Consider the following 18,946-nt stretch of genomic DNA (forward strand, 5'->3'; position numbering starts at 1 on the left):
GAACGTATGGGTTCTCAATTAGAGCAATTGGAAAATAACGTTGCCAAGCTGCGGATAGAAGTAGATGCTGCTGCTTTTGAAGAAGCGATAAAGAAGGCTTATAGAAAGAATGTTAAGAAATTCAGAGTACCTGGATTTCGCGTGGGGAAGGTACCTCAACATATAGTGGAGCAATATTATGGGGAATCTGTATTTTATGAAGATGCTATAGACGATGTTTTCCCGGATGCATACAGCAAGGCTATCGAAGAGAATGATCTTACTCCTGTAGACCTGCCTCAAATAGATATAGTCCAGATAGGTAAAGGGAAAGACCTCATATTGAGTGCAGACGTTACTGTAAAACCAGAAGTGACGTTAGGAGAGTATAAAGGAATACAGGTCAAAAGGCCGGTATATAATGTTACAGATGAGGATGTAGAAAAAGAATTAGAAGATTTGCGCCAGAAGAATGCGCGGTTGATAGCTGTAGAAGATAGGGCATCGCAAGAAGGCGACACTGTGACGGTGGATTATACCGGTTATCTTGACGGTCAAGAGTTTGAAGGCGGCAAAGCTGAGGATCAAGTTATAGAGCTTGGCCAAGGACGCTTTATACCCGGCTTTGAGGAGCAACTCGTTGGCATGCGGGTAGGTGAGAATAAGGAATTTAATATAGTATTTCCAGAGGATTATGGTAATAACGATTTAGCAGGCAAAGAAGTAACGTTTTCGGTTACCATGAAAGAAATAAAGTACAAGGAACTGCCTGAACTGGATGATGAATTCGCCAAAGATGTCAGCGAATTCGATACACTGGAGGAATTAAGGCAAAGTATAAGGGAGCGTTTGGAAAATGAAGCGGCCCAACAAACACAGTCAGCTCTCGAAAATGCTGTGATAGCAAAGGTTACCGAAAATTCTAGCGTTGATATTCCAGATGTGATGGTGGAAAGGGAACTGGATGATGTATTGCAGGAATTGGACTATAATCTCCAATATAACGGTTTGAGTCTGGATATTTATCTTCAGATTACCAATACATCAAAAGAGGCACTGAGGGAACAATATAAAGACGTTGCTCATAATCGCCTTAAATCCAGAATGGTACTGGAAAAGATAGGCCAAGTAGAGAATATAGAGGTTTCTCCTGAAGAAGTAGACGAAGAAATAAAGAAACGCGCGGAGCAAATGAATGTGGATGTCGAACAATATAAACAACGGATAAATCCGTCGTTTATAGAAGAAACATTGCGCATGGATAAGATCATCTCCTTTTTAATAGAAAATGCTGTTGTAGAGGATGTTGAGGAAGATGGTCAAGCGGATACTTCGGAAGACGAAGCCTAGTTTGAAAAGCAAGTATAATGAGCGGAGGTAATTTTATGAATTTGGTACCTATAGTTGTAGAGCAAAGCAGCCGCGGCGAGCGGTCATATGATATATATTCGCGGTTATTAAAGGAAAGGATAGTCTTTTTGGATGGCGAAGTGGACGATGCCACAGCCAGCCTGGTAGTAGCTCAAATGCTATTTTTGGAGTCAGAAGATCCGGACAAGGATATTCATTTGTATATAAACAGTCCTGGAGGTTCGGTGACGGCGGGTTTTGCCATATACGATACTATGCAGTATATAAAGCCGGACGTTTCCACAATATGCATAGGTATGGCAGCTTCCATGGGTGCGTTTTTGCTGGCTGCCGGTGCTAAGGGAAAAAGGTATGCTTTACCCAATAGCGAGATACTGATACATCAGCCAATGGGTGGGGCTCGCGGCCAAGCTACTGATATAATGATACATGCCGAGCAGATCGTAAGGATAAAACGGCGTTTGAATGAAATACTCAGCGAGCGCACGGGGCAACCTTATGAAAAAATAGAAAAGGACACCGATAGAGATTTCTTTATGTCAGCTCAAGAGGCAAAAGAATATGGTATAGTAGATGAGGTTATTATATCTAGGAAATAACGTTTGCCAGTAGGAGAGGTGATACAATGGCAAGATATGATGATAAAAAGCAGGTAAAGTGCTCATTTTGCGGCAAGACGCAGGATCAAGTAAGGCGTTTAGTGGCTGGCCCTGGTGTTTATATATGTGATGAATGCATAGAACTATGCCAGGAGATCATTGAGGAGGAATTCGACGATACGTCCGAGATCGAGATAAAGGACCTGCCGAAACCAGCAGAAATAAAGGCGATACTTGATCAATACGTGGTAGGACAAGAGGACGCTAAGAAAACCTTGTCAGTAGCGGTATATAACCACTACAAACGCATAAACAGCGATGTAAAATCGGATGGCGTAGAGCTTCAAAAGAGCAATATAATAATGTTGGGGCCCACCGGATCAGGAAAAACGCTTCTGGCCCAGACGTTGGCGCGCATATTGAATGTGCCGTTTGCGATGGCGGATGCAACATCGCTTACCGAAGCCGGATATGTAGGCGAGGATGTAGAGAATATACTCTTGAAGCTCATCCAGGCAGCCGATTATGATGTGGAAAAGGCCGAGAGGGGTATAGTCTATATAGATGAGATCGATAAGATAGCAAGGAAATCAGAAAATCCGTCGATCACAAGGGATGTGTCAGGTGAGGGCGTACAGCAGGCATTGCTTAAAATATTAGAAGGTACTATAGCCAATGTGCCCCCGCAGGGTGGTAGAAAGCATCCTCATCAGGAATTTATACAGATAGACACGACCAATATACTATTTATATGCGGTGGAGCTTTTGATGGGATAGATAAAATAATACAGAACCGACTGGGTGAGAAGGCCATGGGCTTTGGGGCCGAGATTAAAACCAAGAAAGAGCAGGATGTGGGTGAGTTATTGAAGCATATAATGCCTCAGGATCTGCTTAAATTCGGATTAATACCGGAAATGGTAGGTCGATTGCCTATTATCGTAACACTCCATGCCCTTGACAAAAAAGCCCTCATGACCATTTTGACAGAGCCGAAGAACGCCCTTATAAAGCAATACCAGAAGTTGTTTGAAATGGATGGTGTGACGCTGGAGTTCGAAGAAGCGGCAATAGCCGCCGTAGCGGATAAGGCGCTGGAAAGAAATACCGGTGCCCGCGGTTTAAGGGCTATATTGGAGGATATCATGCTCAATATAATGTATGAGATCCCATCCAGAGAGGACATAGAGAAGTGCGTTATAACAGAGGATACCATAGTTAATCATACTGAGCCGATGATAATAATATCGGAAATACAGAAGTCGAAGCGGCCTGTGAAAAAAGGGCGAGAGAAAAAAGAAACAGCTTCGTAATAATCGCAGAATTTTTCGGGCGTTCTTTTATAGAACGCCCTTTAATATTCAAGGATAAAATGCAACCTCATACACATACTACTTTATGAAATCTAATGCATCTATAGGAGGAGGTTGCTAAACTATGACCACGTTGATATTGCTGATAGAATTCTTCTTTGCGGTGGTTATAGGCTTATATTTCTTCAACTTGCTGAAAAGCCAACAAAATAATCGCTCGGCCATTGCTAAAGAATCCAAACAAGAGCTGGAAAAGCTGCATAGAATGAGAGAGAGGTCCTTGACCCAACCGTTGTCGGAAAAAACCAGGCCCGCATCATTCGACGATATAATTGGGCAGGAAGAAGGTATAAAAGCGTTAAAGGCCGCTCTATGCGGCCCCAACCCTCAACATGTTTTGATATACGGGCCTCCGGGTGTGGGTAAAACCGCGGCAGCTCGCCTGGTTCTGGAAGAAGCCAAGAAAAATTCATACTCGCCATTTAAAAAAGATGCGAAATTTGTGGAAATGGATGCCACATCCATGCGCTTTGACGAGCGCAGCATAGCCGATCCTTTGATAGGCTCGGTGCATGATCCTATTTATCAAGGAGCAGGGCCTTTGGGTATAGCCGGCATACCACAGCCCAAACCGGGAGCTGTTACCAAAGCTCATGGCGGCATATTGTTTCTGGATGAGATCGGCGAATTGCACCCAATTCAGATGAACAAATTGCTCAAGGTTTTAGAGGATAGAAAGGTATTTTTTGAAAGTGCCTACTATAGCTCCGAGGATACTAACATACCACGGCATATACATGATATATTTCAGAATGGTCTGCCGGCCGATTTTCGATTAGTGGGAGCAACGACAAGGTCGCCCGATGAGATACCGCCAGCTATTCGTTCGCGTTGCCTGGAGATATTTTTCAGAGCTTTATTGCCTGATGAAATAGTACGTATTGCCAGAAATGCTGCTGATAAAGCAGGCTTCGCAATCGATGAAGATGCTTCGCAATTGATAGGCAAATATGCTACCAACGGCAGAGAAGCGGTCAATATAATACAGCTCGCTGCCGGTATAGCATTTATCGACGGCAAGAAAGACATAACAGTAAATGATATAGAATGGGTTATTGAAAGCGGTCATTACAATCCCAGACCTGAGCGCAGGATCTACGATAAGCCTAGAGTGGGATGCGCAAACGGGATGGCTGTATACGGGCCGCATCTGGGGATGCTGATAGAGGTAGAAGCCTCGGCAATACCGACCTTAAAAGGCAAAGGCATACTTACTATTACCGGTATCGTTGAAGAAGAAGAGATTGGTTCCGATATGCACAAGGTAAGGCGTACCAGTATGGCCAAGTCGTCTATAACTAATGTACTGACTGCGTTAAATAAATGTATGCATATTCAGATAAGGGATTATGACATCCATATAAACTTCCCTGGCGGGGTGCCGGTAGACGGGCCGTCAGCCGGCGCTGCTATAGCTACGGCTGTATATTCCGCTATAATGGATGTACCTGTGGATAACGCAGCGGCTATGACAGGTGAGATATCTATTTATGGTGAGGTGAAGCCTGTGGGCGGCATTGCAGCCAAACTGGAAGCTGCCAGAGCTGCCGGAGTGCGCAAGGTTGTGATACCGGAGGACAATTGGCAGGCTGGTTTTGACAACAAAAATATAAAATTGATAAAAGCTGCGCGTATAGAGGATGTGCTGGGACAAGTTTTATGCCGCGATGATAAGAAAAATGCCGGTATATCAGCGACACCTGCTTCCATGGGAGTGTTGAGTGCATCAAGCTTGCATGATAAAAATAAAAATTAGCAAACGATAGGGAGGGGAAATGAGCATATGGAGATAAAGAAGGCGGAGTTTATAGCGAGCGCTGCGATACCGTCGCAATATCCAGAGAGTGGTATGCCTGAACTGGTGTTGCTTGGACGATCCAATGTGGGCAAATCCTCATTTGTGAATACCATAGCCAATAATCGCAAACTGGCTTTTATAGGTTCTAAGCCAGGCAAAACGCGCACTATAAACTTCTACCTTATCAATGGACGTTTTTATATAGTTGATTTGCCGGGGTATGGCTATGCTAAAGTATCTATGCAGGAAAAAGATCGATGGAGCGAGAGCATAGAGACATATCTCAAATCGCGGATAGATAATATAGCCGGTGCATTTATGTTGCTGGATATTCGTCATAAACCTAGCGAGTATGACAAGCTGATGTGGCAGTGGCTACGATATTATGGAGTAAGCACAGGTTTTGTAGCTATGAAAGCCGATAAGTTGAACAAAAGCGAGGTGCAGGAGCACCTCGATATGATAAAAAAGGAGATGGAAATACCACAAGGAACTGATATAATACTATTTTCAGCGCTGACCAAACAAGGCAAGAATGATGCTTTAATGGCCATAAAAGAAGCTTTGGAGGGATACGATGGCTTTAAGGTATGAGCTTATAAAAAAGGATAAAAGCAGCGGTGCGCGTTTGGGCAGGATATACACCGAACACAGCGTTATAGATACGCCGGTTTTTATGCCGGTGGGTACTCAGGCCACTGTTAAAGCCATGGCTCCCGATGAATTAAAGGACATAGGGTTTGAAATTATATTGAGCAATACATATCATCTTTACTTGCGCCCCGGCCATGATATAGTGGCCAAAGCAGGGGGGTTGCATGGTTTCATGCATTGGGATCGCTCCATCTTGACCGATAGTGGTGGATATCAGGTGTTCAGCATGAGCCATCTGAGGGATATAACCGAAGATGGGGTCGCATTCAGATCGTATATAGACGGTTCCAAGCATTTCATAGGTCCCGAAAAAGCCATAGAAATCCAAAATGCCCTTGGTGCCGATATCATAATGGCATTCGACGAATGCGTACCATATCCGTGTGATCGCGATTACGCTTTGCACGCTGTGGAGAGGACCACTAGATGGGCTAAACGATGTAAGCAGGCACATGCCGATGAACGCCAGTCACTCTTTGGCATAATACAAGGTAGCACATATAAGGATTTACGACAAAAGAGCATGGAGGAAATAGTGAATATAGGGTTTCCTGGATATGCTGTAGGCGGCTTGAGCGTAGGCGAGCCAAAGGATGTCATGTATGACATACTGGAATACATAATGCCGAATATGCCCGATGATAGACCGCGGTACCTTATGGGAGTGGGCAGTCCCGATTGCCTTATTGAGGGAGTTATACGCGGCGTGGATATGTTCGACTGCGTATGGCCTACCAGAATAGCCAGAAATGGTACGGTGATGACTTCTCAGGGCAAGCTTGTCGTAAGGAATGCCGCTTATAAGGACGATATGCGCCCATTGGACGAGCAGTGTGGCTGTTATGCATGCCGGAATTTCTCCAGGGCTTATATAAGGCATTTGTTCAATGTGGGTGAAATACTAGGGGCTCGCTTGGCTACTATCCATAACCTGTACTTTTTAGCAGGCCTTATGTCGGATATAAGGAAGGCTATAATGGAAGACAGACTGTTAGAATTTAGGGATATATTCTTCGGAAATTATTACAAAAGCCAAACTTTGAGTTGATAAATCGATCGCTATCATGGTATAATTATCATGCTTTGAATAAAAGAAAGGAGGGGTTAATGTGCCTCAAGGAACAGTGCCGACAGGTGGTGCCGGGGCTTTGATAGCCAGCTTTGTTCCACTTATACTGTTAGTGGTTGTTTTTTATTTTTTCCTTATAAGGCCGCAGCAGAAACGGGACAAAGAAACGCGCCAAATGCTGGAGGCGTTAAAAGTAGGCGATAATATAACCACTATAGGCGGTATATATGGCAAGATAGTATCCATAAAAGATGAAGTACTAACTATAGAAACGGGTTCCGACAAAACCAAACTTGTTATAGCTCGATGGGCTGTAAAAGAGGTAGAAAATCCGGAGACCGCGGACTAGAAGAAACAGTAATATTCCCTCATATCCTTTGCATAGATTATTACTGATAATAAGATGTGGGGGAATATATATGGCTGATTACAGGCGTGGAAGGACTGTCGAAGAGCGTGGGATTCCTGCGTATGATATATGGGTTATAATAAGAAGCGCTCTATGGGGTGTAGTTATATCGCTTTTGTGTTTTATAATATTCGCTGTTGTCATAAATAGTTCGAAGGTGCAGGAATCTACTATACCGCCGACAGTGCAGACCATAAAGATTATAAGTGTGGCTATAGCAGGCTTGTTAGCCTCTGTTGCCACGAATTCCAGAGGCTGGCTTAAAGGCGGCATAGCCGGATTAATTTACATATTGCTTGCGCTTATTATAACCTCTATAATTTCCTCTGAACCCATATTATTTAGCGCTATGTTAAACGATGCTTTCATGGCCTTTGTTGCGGGAGCGATAGGTGGTATAATAGGCGTCACATTAAAGAGCAAATGATAATCGTGCAGTAAAAACAAATAATGCGAAGTGAGGGATGAAGAGTGAGACATATAAAGACGTTGAACAAAGCTGTGCTAAAGGATACTTTGTCCAAAGCCGGTTGCGGTGAATGCCAGGCATCCTGTCAGTCGGCCTGCAAGACATCTTGCACAGTAGCCAATCAAGTATGTCAGAACAACTGATTCTGAAATGCCATTCATCTTTGATGGATGGCATTATTATATTTCTATTGAGGGAGAGATAATGCAACAAATTCACAGATTTTATCAAAGCGGTATCTATATGGTGATAGATGTTAACAGTGGCGCAGTACATAGCGTCGATCGTTTGACATGGGATATATTGGAATATTATGGGACGACCGATAATGCGCAGATCGTTGATAAATTAGCATATAAATATGAAAAATCAGATATAGCCGAGGCACTGTCCGAATTGGATCAATTGAGGGCTGACGGTATGCTGTATAGCGACGATAAAGATTATGATACCTTTTTCCAAAGCGATGATAGGCTACACGTTGTAAAAGCCATGTGCCTTCATCTGTCGCACGACTGCAATATGCGCTGCAGCTATTGTTTTGCTTCTACCGGTGATTTCGGTGGACAACGCACGCTGATGACGGCCGATACAGGCAGGGCGGCTCTGGATTTCCTCGTGCGTCACTCAGGTTCCCGCCGCCATCTTGAGGTGGATTTTTTCGGCGGAGAACCGCTTATGAATTTCGATGCCATGAAGGATATAGTGGAATACGGCCGTCGACTGGAACAAAGCAGCGGTAAGCACATACGCTTCACCGTGACTACCAATGGCATTGCGCTGGATCAAGAAAAAATCAAATATATAAACGATAATATGGATAATGTTGTGTTGAGCATGGATGGTCGACCGGCTATCAACGACGCCATGCGAAAGACTATAAACGGCAAAGGAACATATGATATAATAATGCCTAAATTCAAGTCACTGGTAGATAACCGCAAGCATGGCGATTATTATATACGCGGTACCTTTACAAAGCGCAATTTAGATTTTGCAGAGGACGTTATGCACATAGTCGATAAGGGGTTCGATCAGGTTTCGGTGGAGCCGGTGGTGGCCAAAGACCAGCCATATGGGTTGACACAGGATGATTTGCCATATATATTCGAACAATACGATAGATTAGTGGATGAATATCTCGATCGCATACGCCAAGGTAAACCGTTTAATTTCTTCCACTTCATGATCGATTTGGAACAAGGTCCGTGTGTGGCCAAGCGCTTGCTCGGTTGTGGCGCCGGCAGCGAGTATATAGCTGTGACGCCGGCAGGCGATATCTATCCATGCCATCAGTTCGTGGGCAACGCTGACTTTATAATGGGTAACGTCATGGAAGACACCATAAATACCGATATGCAGCAGCGTTTCGCTCAGTGCAATATATACAATAAGCCGGAGTGCCGGAAATGCTGGGCACGTTTTTACTGCAGCGGCGGGTGCGCAGCTAATGCTTATATGTTTAACGGCGATATAGGTCAGCCGTACGAATTATATTGTGCTATGGAGAAAAAACGCATAGAATGCGCTTTGGCTATAAAAGCAATTTTGAATAGGGACAGGCATTGACGAGTTCACGCGATAAGAAGTATAATATCATGGTAATAAATGCAGAGGGAGGTATAAAGCAGTTGAATCGAAAAACGAGGAGCTTGGTTATCCTCATAGTATTTATTTTAATTTTAGCTATCGTATCCTATATAGCCATAGCGGGCTTGAATATAGGTATATACGTCGTTAAACCGCTGGGAAGCGCTATAAAACAAGGTCTGGATTTAAGCGGCGGCGTTTATCTTGTATATGAAGCTCAGGTATCGGACAACGAACCTGATTTGGACAGCAAAATAGACGGCGTTATAGGCGTGTTCAGAAATCGACTGGACAGCAAAGGCCTGACCGAAGCCACTATAGCTAAGCAGGGTGAAAGGCGCATACGCGTCGAGATTCCGGGTACTACCGACCTGCAGGAAGCGCAGGATTTGCTCGGGCGTACTGCAAAGCTCGAATTCAAGGATGAAGCGGGCAACGTCATAATTACCGGCAGCGATGTAAGGTCAGCTAAACCTGAATATGGTGCGGATGATACGGGTATTACCCAGCCTGTGGTGGCATTGGAGCTCAACGATGAAGGCGCTAAAAAGTTTGCCGAGGGAACCAGAGCCAATTTAGGGAAGACCATAAGTATTGTGCTCGACGATCAGGTAATCTCGTCGCCTATGGTAAAGAACGAAATACCCAATGGTAAGGCACAGATAACTGGCATGGCATCTATGGAAGAGGCAGCTAATCTGGCCAACCTTATACAAAGCGGTGCACTGCCAGTACCGGTGGAGGTTATAGAAATGCGTTCTATAAAGGCCACGCTGGGTGCCGGTGCCATGGAACGCAGCGTATTGGCCGGTGCTATAGGCGTGGCGGCGGTATTGTTGTTTATGCTGCTGTATTATCGTTTACCCGGCCTGGTAGCCGATATAGCGCTGGTAACATATATATTATTGGTGTTTTTAGTGCTGGCTGGAACTGGTGCTACGCTGACCTTGCCAGGTATAGCCGGTATAGTATTATCGATAGGCATGGCAGTGGATGCCAATGTGCTTATATTCGAGCGGTTGAAAGAAGAATTAAAGTCCGGCAAGACGCTCGGCGCGGCTGTCGATGCAGGCTTTCACAGGGCTTTGAGCGCTATATTGGATTCCAATATAACTACCATCATAGCGGGGGTAGTACTGCTTGTTTATGGTACAGGCACTATAAAGGGTTTTGCCGTTACATTGATCATAGGTATAATAGTCAGCATGTTTACCGCTGTGGTGGTAACGCGTTATCTGTTGAAACTGGTAATGGATTTTGGCATCAAAAATCTTAAAGTCTATGGCGTAAAGGAGGTTGCCCAATGAAAATCATAGAGAGAAGATGGATATGGTACAGTATATCCATAGCCATTATAGTTGTGGGCATCGCCTTTATGCTGATAAGGGGCTTAAATTTCGGCATAGATTTCCGCGGCGGCACGCTGATGGAGATAAACATAGGCAAAAGTTATGATGTTGAGGATATAAGGGCTATAATAAAAGCTCATAATATAGATGCCTATGTATCGGAAGCAGGGGATAACAACCAGGAAGTGTTAATACGCATAGCCTCTGTGCCCAACGACGATGAAGTGCAGGCGCAGATATTAAACGATATGAAAGAAAAATATGGCATCGATGACAGCGCAGTGCTTTCGCTTGAAAAGGTGGGCCCGACAGTGGGCGGCGAGCTCACGCGCAACGCGATATATGCCATAGCCATAGCCTGTGTTCTAATGCTCATATATATATGGATACGATTTGAGATACGTTTTGGCGTGGCCGCTATTATAGCATTGGTACACGATGCTCTTATAATGCTGGCTGTGGTGGCCATAACCAATACGCAGATCAACACGCCTTTCGTGGCCGCGGTGCTCACCATAGTTGGTTATTCAATAAATGATACCATAGTGGTATTCGATCGTATACGTGAGAACAGACGTAAATTGGGCAAAAAGAAGATGAACCCGTTTGAACTGGCTGATATGAGCATAGAGCAGACACTGGCCCGTTCAATAAACACGACTTTGACCACGTTGTTTACCATAACGGCGCTGTATATATTCGGCGTACCGTCTATAAAAGAGTTCGCGTTGCCTATAATAGTGGGTATTGTAAGCGGTGCATATTCTTCGATATTCATAGCCAGCCCAATATGGGCGACATGGACCCAAAGAGATGCTATGGAAAAGGCAGCGGTTCACAAGCGGTAGGCTTCCGGCCTGCCGCTTTGCTTAAGGGTGTGGGTAATGTATATTTACAAGCCTATAGTTTCAAATCCCGATTATGATATGATTCAAAATTTGTCTCGTAAACTTAATGTATCGCCGCTTTTGGCTCAATTATTGTGGCAGCGGGGTATAACCGACGAGGCAACTGCTGCTGCGTTTTTGCATCCGTCTTTATCGCAGTTGCATGATCCGTATGCTTTGCCTGACATGGATGTTGCTGTGCGATGCATAAAGGGTGCTGTTCAAAGCGGCGCCAAAATAGCTGTGTATGGCGACTATGACGTCGACGGTATAACATCCAGCGCTATAATGCTGAGCATATTGCGTGAAATGGGTGCTGAGGCCATACCTTATTTGCCTGATAGATTCAGCGAGGGTTACGGGTTAAACAGCGATGCCATATACAAACTCCATGATCAAGGCGTGGGCCTGATAATAACGGTCGATTGCGGCATAACTGCTGTAGAAGAGGTGAAACTGGCGCATGAATTGGGCATACAGGTGGTTGTGACTGATCACCATCATTGTGCGGACGAACTGCCCGATGCTCAGGCAGTGGTCAATCCTCATAGGCCTGATGCAACCTATCCATTTGCCTCATTGGCAGGCGTAGGTGTAGCATTTAAACTGGGATGCGCGCTGATAGGCTTGGATGCTGCTATGGATTATATAGACATAGCGGCGTTGGGTACAGTAGCCGATATAGTCCCTCTTGTGGGTGAAAATAGGGTAATAGTAAAATACGGCCTGCAGCGCATAAAGGATAATACGAGGTTGGGTATAAAGGCTTTATGGCAGGCAGCGGGCTTAAAAGATGATATAAGCTGCATAAATACCGAACATATAGCGTTTCAATTAGCGCCGAGGCTGAACGCTGCTGGGCGTATGAGCAGCGCTATAAAAGGTTTAACGCTGCTTATGAGCCAAGATGCGGATGAAACTGCAGCATTGGCCAAAGATTTGGACGCTGACAACCGTCAGCGCCAGTCGATAGAGAGGCAGATCATTCAAGAGGCCATCGGGATGATCGATGATACCGTGGATTTAAGGCGTGATTTCGCTATAGTATTGGCTAAAGAGGGCTGGCATCAAGGAGTGATAGGCATAGCTGCGGGCAAGCTGGCTGAGATGTATCATCGGCCGGTGCTTATGATAGCGCTATCCGAAGGTATGGGTCATGGTTCGGCGCGCAGCATATCATCATTGGATCTTTATCAAACACTTGTTCAATGCAGAAAATACTTTGTAGCTTTCGGCGGGCATGCTCAGGCTGCCGGATTTTCTATATTGGAAGAGGATATCAATGCCTTGCGTCGAAAGCTCAATGCTATTTTATCCGATGTGCTTTCGCCTCAGGATGTCATGCCGCTTATCCATTATGATGCCAGTATAAATATCGAAGATATTTCGCCCGCGGCATTGGATGAATTGAGTCTTCTTGAACCATTCGGAGATGCTAATGAGGAGCCTGCATTTCTGATAAGCGCAGCTTCGTTTAAGGATATGCGGGAGGTCGGTGCCGATAAAGCCCATTTAAAGCTTTGCCTGACGCAAGATGGGATCGATCTCGATTGTATAGCATTCCGTAACGGCAATAAATATCAAGAGTTATGTTGCTGTCAGGGATTGGACGTGATAGGCTCTTTAGGGCTTAATACATGGAATGGTGTGCAAAAGGTACAGCTAAAAGCAGCCCATATAAGGCCGTCTATCGATAAGCAAAATTTGGACGCTTTTATATGCCAATACTACGATAATATAACCGATGGCTTTATAGCTGATAACATTGAAGTGTTAGGTGATATGTCCTTTATAGACGATGTGCTGGGATCGAGCCCTCATTTGGAACAGAGAGACCAATGGTTGCTCGAGCATGTATCTGATAATATCAATAATCTGATACTGGTCAATACACAGGGCCAACTAGCTCATTTGCTCCATATGTTGAAGGAACGCAAGGCATTGGAAATCATGGATATGCATTATAACTCGGCTGGCAATGACTCGGTGGTGTATAACCGTATATTAGTTAATGCTGAATTATCGACATTAAACCTTAAACCGTTTACCCATGTAATACTCTATGATGTACCTTTCAGCGCTAGCTATATTCTGAAATTAGCTGATAAAATAACCGATCAGGAACTCCACATAATTTTCGGGGTGGACCAACTGAAAGATAATATTGAAATGCTAAAGCAATGGGCTTTATCGCGCGGTGATATGGAGAGCTTATATAAGGCACTCAGGTATGCGGCACGTCGTTCGGTGCAGTATAACATAAAAGCCGATCTTTTGATAGAGGCTGCTGGTATTACTGTGCATAAACTAACAAAGGGATTAGATATTTTCCAGCAATTAAACTTGCTCAGATATAGCATGCTATCTGATGGCATGGTATACATATGCATGCTGCCTTACAGCAAAAGGATGGATTTGCGTGATAATGCCATCTATAGCGCTATGGAACGTTTGCAAAAAGCATTTAAAGATTTCGAAAAGTATGTTAAAATTAAATATAACTGAAAAATGGGGGTTTTGCCATGGATGGGTTGAAAGAAAAAGTGCGTATAGTACCTGATTTCCCCAAGAAAGGGATAAGCTTTAAGGATATAACCACGTTGCTTAAGGATAAAGAAGCCTATCATTACGTCATAAAAGAATTGGCAGCCGGATTGAATGATATAGATTTGGTGGTAGGGCCGGAAGCCAGAGGCTTTGTTATCGGGGCACCTTTGGCTTATGAGTTGTACGCTGGTTTTGTATTGGTGCGCAAGCCGGGTAAATTACCGGCCGCCACGATAAAATATGAATATGAATTGGAATACGGTACCGATGCGCTGGAGATACACAGAGACGCTATCATACCTGGCCAACGAGTGGTAGTGGCTGATGATCTGTTGGCCACGGGCGGTACAGCTTATTCGGTCGTCAAGCTTGTGCAAAGCCTTGGCGCAGAAGTCGTAGCCATTCGTTTTGTTATGGAGTTGACCGATCTCGCCGGTAGAGAGCGCTTGAGTGAATTCAAGGACTGCGATATAAAATCGCTCATCCAATTTGATTATTGAATGGGAGTTACACTATGGAGATGTCCTTTAATATATGGATAAAGATTTATACGATAGGTTAAAGCAGAGTTATACTTCGGAAGATGTAGAATATATAAATAAAGCATATGAGTTTGCCGAGAACGCTCATAGAGGACAAGCGCGTGTGTCGGGTGAGGCATATATCATTCATCCTGTTCAGGTAGCATTGATATTGGCAGATCTCGGCATGGATGCCTCTACGATATGCGCTGGTTTGTTGCATGATGTCTTAGAGGATACTGATTATACGTATGATGATCTTGCAAAGCTTTTTGGCAAGGAAATCGCAGACCTTGTAGAGGGCGTTACAAAGCTGGGCAAACTAGAGTTTCAGAGCAAAAAAGAGGCTCAAGCTGAAAATTTGCGCAAGATGTTTATAGCCATGGCCAAGGATGTCAGGGTGATAATGATAAAGCTGGCTGATCGCCTCCATAACATGCGCACGCTCAGATATCTGGATAAAGAAAGCCAGCTTAGGAATGCCCAGGAGACCATGGAAATATATGCACCTCTGGCGCATCGTTTGGGTATATTCAAAATAAAGTGGGAATTAGAAGATCTCTCGTTGCGGTATCTGGATCCAGAAGCATATTATGATCTGGTCGATAAAGTAGCTGCTAAACGCAAGCAAAGGGAAGAATATATAAACCAGGTCATAACAGCGCTCAAAGAAAGAATTGCTGAAACAGGCATTGAAGCAACTGTGGATGGTCGGCCTAAGCATTTTTACAGCATATATAAGAAGATGAAATACCAGGGCAAGGCTTTTGAGCAAATATATGACCTTATGGCCGTGAGGGTAATAGTGAATACCGTACGCGATTGCTATGCCGTGCTCGGCCTCATCCATACTATATGGAAACCGATACCCGGTAGATTCAAGGATTATATAGCTGTGCCTAAGCCGAATATGTATCAGTCTTTGCATACAACCGTAGTGGGCCCACAAGGAGAACCCGTTGAGATACAAGTACGTACGTGGGATATGCATAGAACAGCCGAATATGGTATAGCGGCTCATTGGAAATATAAAGAGGGCCGCTTGAAAAATACTGACCTGGATTCAAAATTGGCATGGTTGAGGCAGATACTAGAGTGGCAAAGCGATGATCGCGATGCCGATGAATTCGTGGAATCATTAAAGGTCGATTTATTTAGCGATGAGGTTTTAGTTTTTACGCCTAAAGGCGATGTTATCGATTTGCCAAAAGGCTCTACACCGCTTGACTTTGCTTATGCCATACACAGCGCTGTAGGCAATCGATGTATCGGGGCCAAAGTGAACGGCAAGATAGTGCCGCTCGATTCTGAATTGCAGACTGGCGATATAGTAGAAATACTGACATCGCCGACGGTAAAAGGGCCCAGCCTTGATTGGTTAAAGATAGTTAAAACATCCCAAGCTAAGAGCAAAATAAATCAATGGTTTAAAAAAGAGCAAAAAGCGGAAAACATAGCAAAAGGTCATGAGTTGCTGGAAAGAGAGGCCAAAAAATATGGGCTTTCGCTCGGCCAACTTACAAAACCCGAGTGGATAGAACCTATAATAAAAAAATACAGCTTTCGTTCATTTGATGATATATATGCAGCGGTAGGCTATGGGGCTTTAACCCCTCATCAGGTATTATCACGACTGGTAGAATACTATCGTCAAACGCAGCAAAGTGATGAAAAAATCATTGAAACCATCAACAAAGCTATGCCGGAGTCTAAACAGTCAACGCCTGCTACGATAAAAGTAAGTGATATCGACAATGTTATGATGAGGATATCCAAATGCTGTAATCCAGTCCCCGGCGATGAAATAGTAGGTTATATAACTCGTGGCAGAGGCATATCTATTCACCGAAAGGATTGTCCCAATGTGAGAAGCGGGGCGTTTGAACCCGAGCGTTTGATAGATGTTAAGTGGGATGAGGCGCCGAAAGCGGCATATGATGCAGGTGTGCAGGTGACGGCGCAGGATCGTTTCGCCCTGCTGGCCGATATTACCAATACCATAAGCGAATCCAAAATAATGGTAACATCTGTAAATGCCAAAAGCAGACAGGATGGCATAGCAGTTATAAATCTGACCGTACAGATAACCGGTTTACAGCAGTTGGACAAGCTGATGAGACAACTGAGAAAATTGCCTAAGGTCATAAGCGTGGAAAGGGTTAATGCCTCATGAAAGTCAAAGTTTTACGTGTCGGCATATATCAGACGAATTGCTATATATGCGTATATGATGACAATAATTCGGCAGTTATAATCGATCCGGGTGATGAAGGGGAGAGAATATACGGCGTTGTAGCACAAGATAAATTAGCAATTACGCATATAATACTGACGCACGGGCATCCGGATCATGTCGGCGCAGTACCCTACTTAAGAAAGTTTACGGGCGCTAAAGTATTAATCCATAAAGATGACTCCTTTATGATAACTGATAGCGAAGCCTCTTCCTTTGCGCATTTATTGGGTATGAATCCAGTATCGATGGTCCCAGACGGCTTTTTGACAGATAACGATACTATCGATATGAGTTTTTCTAAAGCGCATATCATGCATACGCCCGGGCATACTCCGGGCAGTATATGTATTCAAATGAGGGATTGTTTATTTACCGGCGATACATTATTTGCCGGATCTATAGGTCGTACCGATTTACCTGGTGGTGATGAACACGAGATGAGAATTTCTTTAAATCGTATTTTAACGAATATAGATGATAATACTATTTTATATCCTGGTCACGGTCCTTCGTCTACTATTAAGTATGAAAGGGTGAGCAATCCGTTTTTAACGGATATGGATCTGTAAACGAAATTAGAAGGTGGAGGTAAGGTTTATGAGCAAAGATGGGTTCGATGATCGATATAAAGATCTTACAGACGTAGAAGTTACTGAGGTGATGGATATGATAGAAGAAGGCATTGATGACAGAACCATAGCAGAACAATTTGACATAGACCCTGAAACGGTACGACGCTTGAAGAAAGATTTGGAAAAAGACATATAGAGGTTGACGCCATGCTATCTAAAATCTATAATTATATGTATAAAATCTTTTGGAGGTAAAGCATGGTGATAAATGCTCCTCGCGGCACTAAAGATGTGCTGCCTGATGAAATATATAAATGGCAATATGTAGAATCTTTCATACGGCACTGGACCGCATTATTCGGGTATAAGGAGATCCGTACGCCTGTTTTTGAGCATACCGAGCTATTTCAAAGGGGTGTGGGCGACACCACTGACATAGTGCAGAAGGAAATGTACACCTTTGAGGACAAAGGTAACAGAAGCATAACGTTGAAGCCGGAGGGGACAGCCGGTGTTGTTAGGGCATATATAGAGCATAAACTTTATGCTGAAGCCCAACCTATAAAACTGTATTATCTTTCTCCTATATTTCGGTATGAGCGTCCTCAGGCCGGCCGTTTAAGAGAGCATCATCAATTCGGTGTAGAGTCTTTTGGCAGCTATGGTCCTTCCATAGATGCGGAGATAGTGGACCTCGCTATGTCTTTATTGAATGATTTGGGATTAAAAGACCTTGAAATCCATATTAACAGCATAGGGTGTAAACAATGCAGGCCTGTGTATCATAAAGCGCTTATGGACTATCTGGCCGATCGTCTTGATCAGTTATGCGACACATGCCGTTCGCGCTACGATAAGAATCCATTGAGGATACTGGATTGTAAGGAGAAAGGCTGCCAGGCGGTATTGACTGATGCGCCTGATATCGTCGATTATCTATGCGATGATTGCAAAAAGCATTTTGACAGCTTTCAAGATTATCTATCGGCTATGGGTTATAAATATGAGATTGATCCTAGAATAGTGCGCGGACTGGATTATTATACGCGGACTGTGTTTGAAATATTATCTACCGATGAAAGGTCTCCAGGTACTATATGTGGCGGAGGCCGCTACGATGACCTGGTAGAGCAATGCGGAGGTCCATCGATACCTGGCGCAGGGTTTGGCATGGGATTGGAACGTTTGCTCTTGTGTATGGATAGCCAAGGCATTATTATACCTGTGCCAAAAGGGCCGGATTTGTTTATAGCAGCAGTGGGGGAGCAGGCATACCACTATTCGATAGGATTAGCGTCAATGTTGAGAAAACGCGATATATCTGTGGAGATAGATCATGTAGCTCGGAGCCTGAAAGGGCAATTTAAGTATGCCGACAAGCTTAAAGCCCAATATGTACTGGTTATAGGTTCTGATGAAATGGCCTCCGGTCATGTTTCATGCAAAAACATGAGTACAGGCCAAGAACAACGTATGGAACTTGATAATATTGCAGAGCGGCTGCATAGTTTATTGCATTAGGA

At 44.0% G+C, this 18,946-nt stretch carries 18 protein-coding genes; all 18 read left to right on the forward strand.

Annotated features, from left to right (window positions below; genetic code table 11):
* The first annotated feature begins 6 nt into the window (after window positions 1-6).
* The 18 genes from tig to hisS all read left to right on the forward strand — a co-directional run bounded on the left by tig (window position 7) and on the right by hisS (window position 18,944).
* Window positions 7-1,329, forward strand: a complete 1,323-nt coding sequence (gene tig, locus MAHAU_RS04575; protein ID WP_013780544.1) for a trigger factor — start codon at window positions 7-9, stop codon at window positions 1,327-1,329.
* 35 nt (window positions 1,330-1,364) lie between these two features.
* Window positions 1,365-1,949 carry an ATP-dependent Clp endopeptidase proteolytic subunit ClpP gene (gene clpP, locus MAHAU_RS04580; protein ID WP_013780545.1) on the forward strand — a complete coding sequence of 195 codons (585 nt, stop codon included), beginning with the start codon at window positions 1,365-1,367 and terminating at the stop codon, window positions 1,947-1,949.
* 26 nt (window positions 1,950-1,975) lie between these two features.
* Window positions 1,976-3,262, forward strand: coding sequence for an ATP-dependent Clp protease ATP-binding subunit ClpX (gene clpX / locus MAHAU_RS04585; RefSeq protein ID WP_013780546.1), 1,287 nt, complete (start codon window positions 1,976-1,978; stop codon window positions 3,260-3,262).
* Window positions 3,263-3,386: 124 nt separating this feature from the next.
* On the forward strand, window positions 3,387-5,078 hold the full coding sequence (gene lonB / locus MAHAU_RS04590; protein ID WP_013780547.1) for an ATP-dependent protease LonB: 1,692 nt from the start codon (window positions 3,387-3,389) through the stop codon (window positions 5,076-5,078).
* A gap of 27 nt (window positions 5,079-5,105) precedes the next feature.
* Window positions 5,106-5,714 carry a ribosome biogenesis GTP-binding protein YihA/YsxC gene (gene yihA, locus MAHAU_RS04595; protein ID WP_013780548.1) on the forward strand — a complete coding sequence of 203 codons (609 nt, stop codon included), beginning with the start codon at window positions 5,106-5,108 and terminating at the stop codon, window positions 5,712-5,714.
* Window positions 5,698-6,822 carry a tRNA guanosine(34) transglycosylase Tgt gene (tgt, locus tag MAHAU_RS04600; RefSeq protein WP_013780549.1) on the forward strand — a complete coding sequence of 375 codons (1,125 nt, stop codon included), beginning with the start codon at window positions 5,698-5,700 and terminating at the stop codon, window positions 6,820-6,822. The genes yihA and tgt overlap by 17 nt, the downstream gene beginning before the upstream one ends.
* A gap of 61 nt (window positions 6,823-6,883) precedes the next feature.
* Entirely contained in the window at window positions 6,884-7,192 is a 309-nt protein-coding gene (yajC, locus tag MAHAU_RS04605) for a preprotein translocase subunit YajC (protein ID WP_013780550.1), read from the forward strand.
* 70 nt (window positions 7,193-7,262) lie between these two features.
* A complete protein-coding gene (locus MAHAU_RS04610; protein ID WP_013780551.1) occupies window positions 7,263-7,679 on the forward strand; it encodes a TIGR04086 family membrane protein in 417 nt (138 codons plus the stop codon).
* Between the two features lie 44 nt (window positions 7,680-7,723).
* Window positions 7,724-7,864, forward strand: a complete 141-nt coding sequence (scfA, locus tag MAHAU_RS15335; RefSeq protein ID WP_013780552.1) for a six-cysteine ranthipeptide SCIFF — start codon at window positions 7,724-7,726, stop codon at window positions 7,862-7,864.
* A gap of 61 nt (window positions 7,865-7,925) precedes the next feature.
* Entirely contained in the window at window positions 7,926-9,290 is a 1,365-nt protein-coding gene (scfB, locus tag MAHAU_RS04615; protein ID WP_013780553.1) for a thioether cross-link-forming SCIFF peptide maturase, read from the forward strand.
* 62 nt (window positions 9,291-9,352) lie between these two features.
* The gene (gene secD, locus MAHAU_RS04620; RefSeq protein WP_041644344.1) at window positions 9,353-10,618 is read left to right on the forward strand and encodes a protein translocase subunit SecD; all 1,266 of its coding nucleotides are present in this window, start codon (window positions 9,353-9,355) and stop codon (window positions 10,616-10,618) included.
* Window positions 10,615-11,508 carry a protein translocase subunit SecF gene (gene secF / locus MAHAU_RS04625; RefSeq protein ID WP_013780555.1) on the forward strand — a complete coding sequence of 298 codons (894 nt, stop codon included), beginning with the start codon at window positions 10,615-10,617 and terminating at the stop codon, window positions 11,506-11,508. Before secD ends, secF begins: the two co-directional genes overlap by 4 nt.
* Window positions 11,509-11,544: 36 nt before the next feature.
* Window positions 11,545-14,052 (forward strand): single-stranded-DNA-specific exonuclease RecJ, encoded by a 2,508-nt coding sequence (gene recJ, locus MAHAU_RS04630; protein ID WP_013780556.1) that lies wholly within the window; start codon window positions 11,545-11,547, stop codon window positions 14,050-14,052.
* Window positions 14,053-14,069: 17 nt separating this feature from the next.
* Complete coding sequence (locus tag MAHAU_RS04635; RefSeq protein WP_013780557.1) at window positions 14,070-14,594, forward strand: adenine phosphoribosyltransferase; 525 nt, start codon at window positions 14,070-14,072, stop codon at window positions 14,592-14,594.
* Between the two features lie 34 nt (window positions 14,595-14,628).
* Window positions 14,629-16,788 carry a RelA/SpoT family protein gene (locus MAHAU_RS04640; RefSeq protein ID WP_013780558.1) on the forward strand — a complete coding sequence of 720 codons (2,160 nt, stop codon included), beginning with the start codon at window positions 14,629-14,631 and terminating at the stop codon, window positions 16,786-16,788.
* Window positions 16,785-17,420 carry an MBL fold metallo-hydrolase gene (locus MAHAU_RS04645; RefSeq protein WP_013780559.1) on the forward strand — a complete coding sequence of 212 codons (636 nt, stop codon included), beginning with the start codon at window positions 16,785-16,787 and terminating at the stop codon, window positions 17,418-17,420. The genes MAHAU_RS04640 and MAHAU_RS04645 overlap by 4 nt, the downstream gene beginning before the upstream one ends.
* A 28-nt stretch (window positions 17,421-17,448) precedes the next feature.
* Window positions 17,449-17,619, forward strand: a complete 171-nt coding sequence (locus MAHAU_RS15710; protein ID WP_013780560.1) for a helix-turn-helix domain-containing protein — start codon at window positions 17,449-17,451, stop codon at window positions 17,617-17,619.
* A gap of 62 nt (window positions 17,620-17,681) precedes the next feature.
* Complete coding sequence (gene hisS / locus MAHAU_RS04650) at window positions 17,682-18,944, forward strand: histidine--tRNA ligase (protein WP_013780561.1); 1,263 nt, start codon at window positions 17,682-17,684, stop codon at window positions 18,942-18,944.
* Window positions 18,945-18,946: the final 2 nt, after the last annotated feature.

Source organism: Mahella australiensis 50-1 BON (assembly GCF_000213255.1).
In the GTDB taxonomy this organism is placed as follows: Bacteria; Bacillota; Clostridia; order Mahellales; family Mahellaceae; genus Mahella; species Mahella australiensis.

Excerpts from the sequence above, each read along its gene's own strand:
- yihA (WP_013780548.1), top strand. The coding sequence starts at position 5,106 with ATGGAGATAAAGAAGGCGGAGTTTATAGCGAGCGCTGCGATACCGTCG.
- MAHAU_RS04645 (WP_013780559.1), top strand. The coding sequence starts at position 16,785 with ATGAAAGTCAAAGTTTTACGTGTCGGCATATATCAGACGAATTGCTAT.
- recJ (WP_013780556.1), top strand. The coding sequence starts at position 11,545 with ATGTATATTTACAAGCCTATAGTTTCAAATCCCGATTATGATATGATT.
- MAHAU_RS04610 (WP_013780551.1), top strand. The coding sequence starts at position 7,263 with ATGGCTGATTACAGGCGTGGAAGGACTGTCGAAGAGCGTGGGATTCCT.
- clpX (WP_013780546.1), top strand. The coding sequence starts at position 1,976 with ATGGCAAGATATGATGATAAAAAGCAGGTAAAGTGCTCATTTTGCGGC.
- tig (WP_013780544.1), top strand. The coding sequence starts at position 7 with ATGGGTTCTCAATTAGAGCAATTGGAAAATAACGTTGCCAAGCTGCGG.
- MAHAU_RS04635 (WP_013780557.1), top strand. The coding sequence starts at position 14,070 with ATGGATGGGTTGAAAGAAAAAGTGCGTATAGTACCTGATTTCCCCAAG.
- tgt (WP_013780549.1), top strand. The coding sequence starts at position 5,698 with ATGGCTTTAAGGTATGAGCTTATAAAAAAGGATAAAAGCAGCGGTGCG.
- MAHAU_RS04640 (WP_013780558.1), top strand. The coding sequence starts at position 14,629 with ATGGATAAAGATTTATACGATAGGTTAAAGCAGAGTTATACTTCGGAA.
- hisS (WP_013780561.1), top strand. The coding sequence starts at position 17,682 with ATGGTGATAAATGCTCCTCGCGGCACTAAAGATGTGCTGCCTGATGAA.
- clpP (WP_013780545.1), top strand. The coding sequence starts at position 1,365 with ATGAATTTGGTACCTATAGTTGTAGAGCAAAGCAGCCGCGGCGAGCGG.
- scfB (WP_013780553.1), top strand. The coding sequence starts at position 7,926 with ATGCAACAAATTCACAGATTTTATCAAAGCGGTATCTATATGGTGATA.
- lonB (WP_013780547.1), top strand. The coding sequence starts at position 3,387 with ATGACCACGTTGATATTGCTGATAGAATTCTTCTTTGCGGTGGTTATA.
- secF (WP_013780555.1), top strand. The coding sequence starts at position 10,615 with ATGAAAATCATAGAGAGAAGATGGATATGGTACAGTATATCCATAGCC.
- MAHAU_RS15710 (WP_013780560.1), top strand. The coding sequence starts at position 17,449 with ATGAGCAAAGATGGGTTCGATGATCGATATAAAGATCTTACAGACGTA.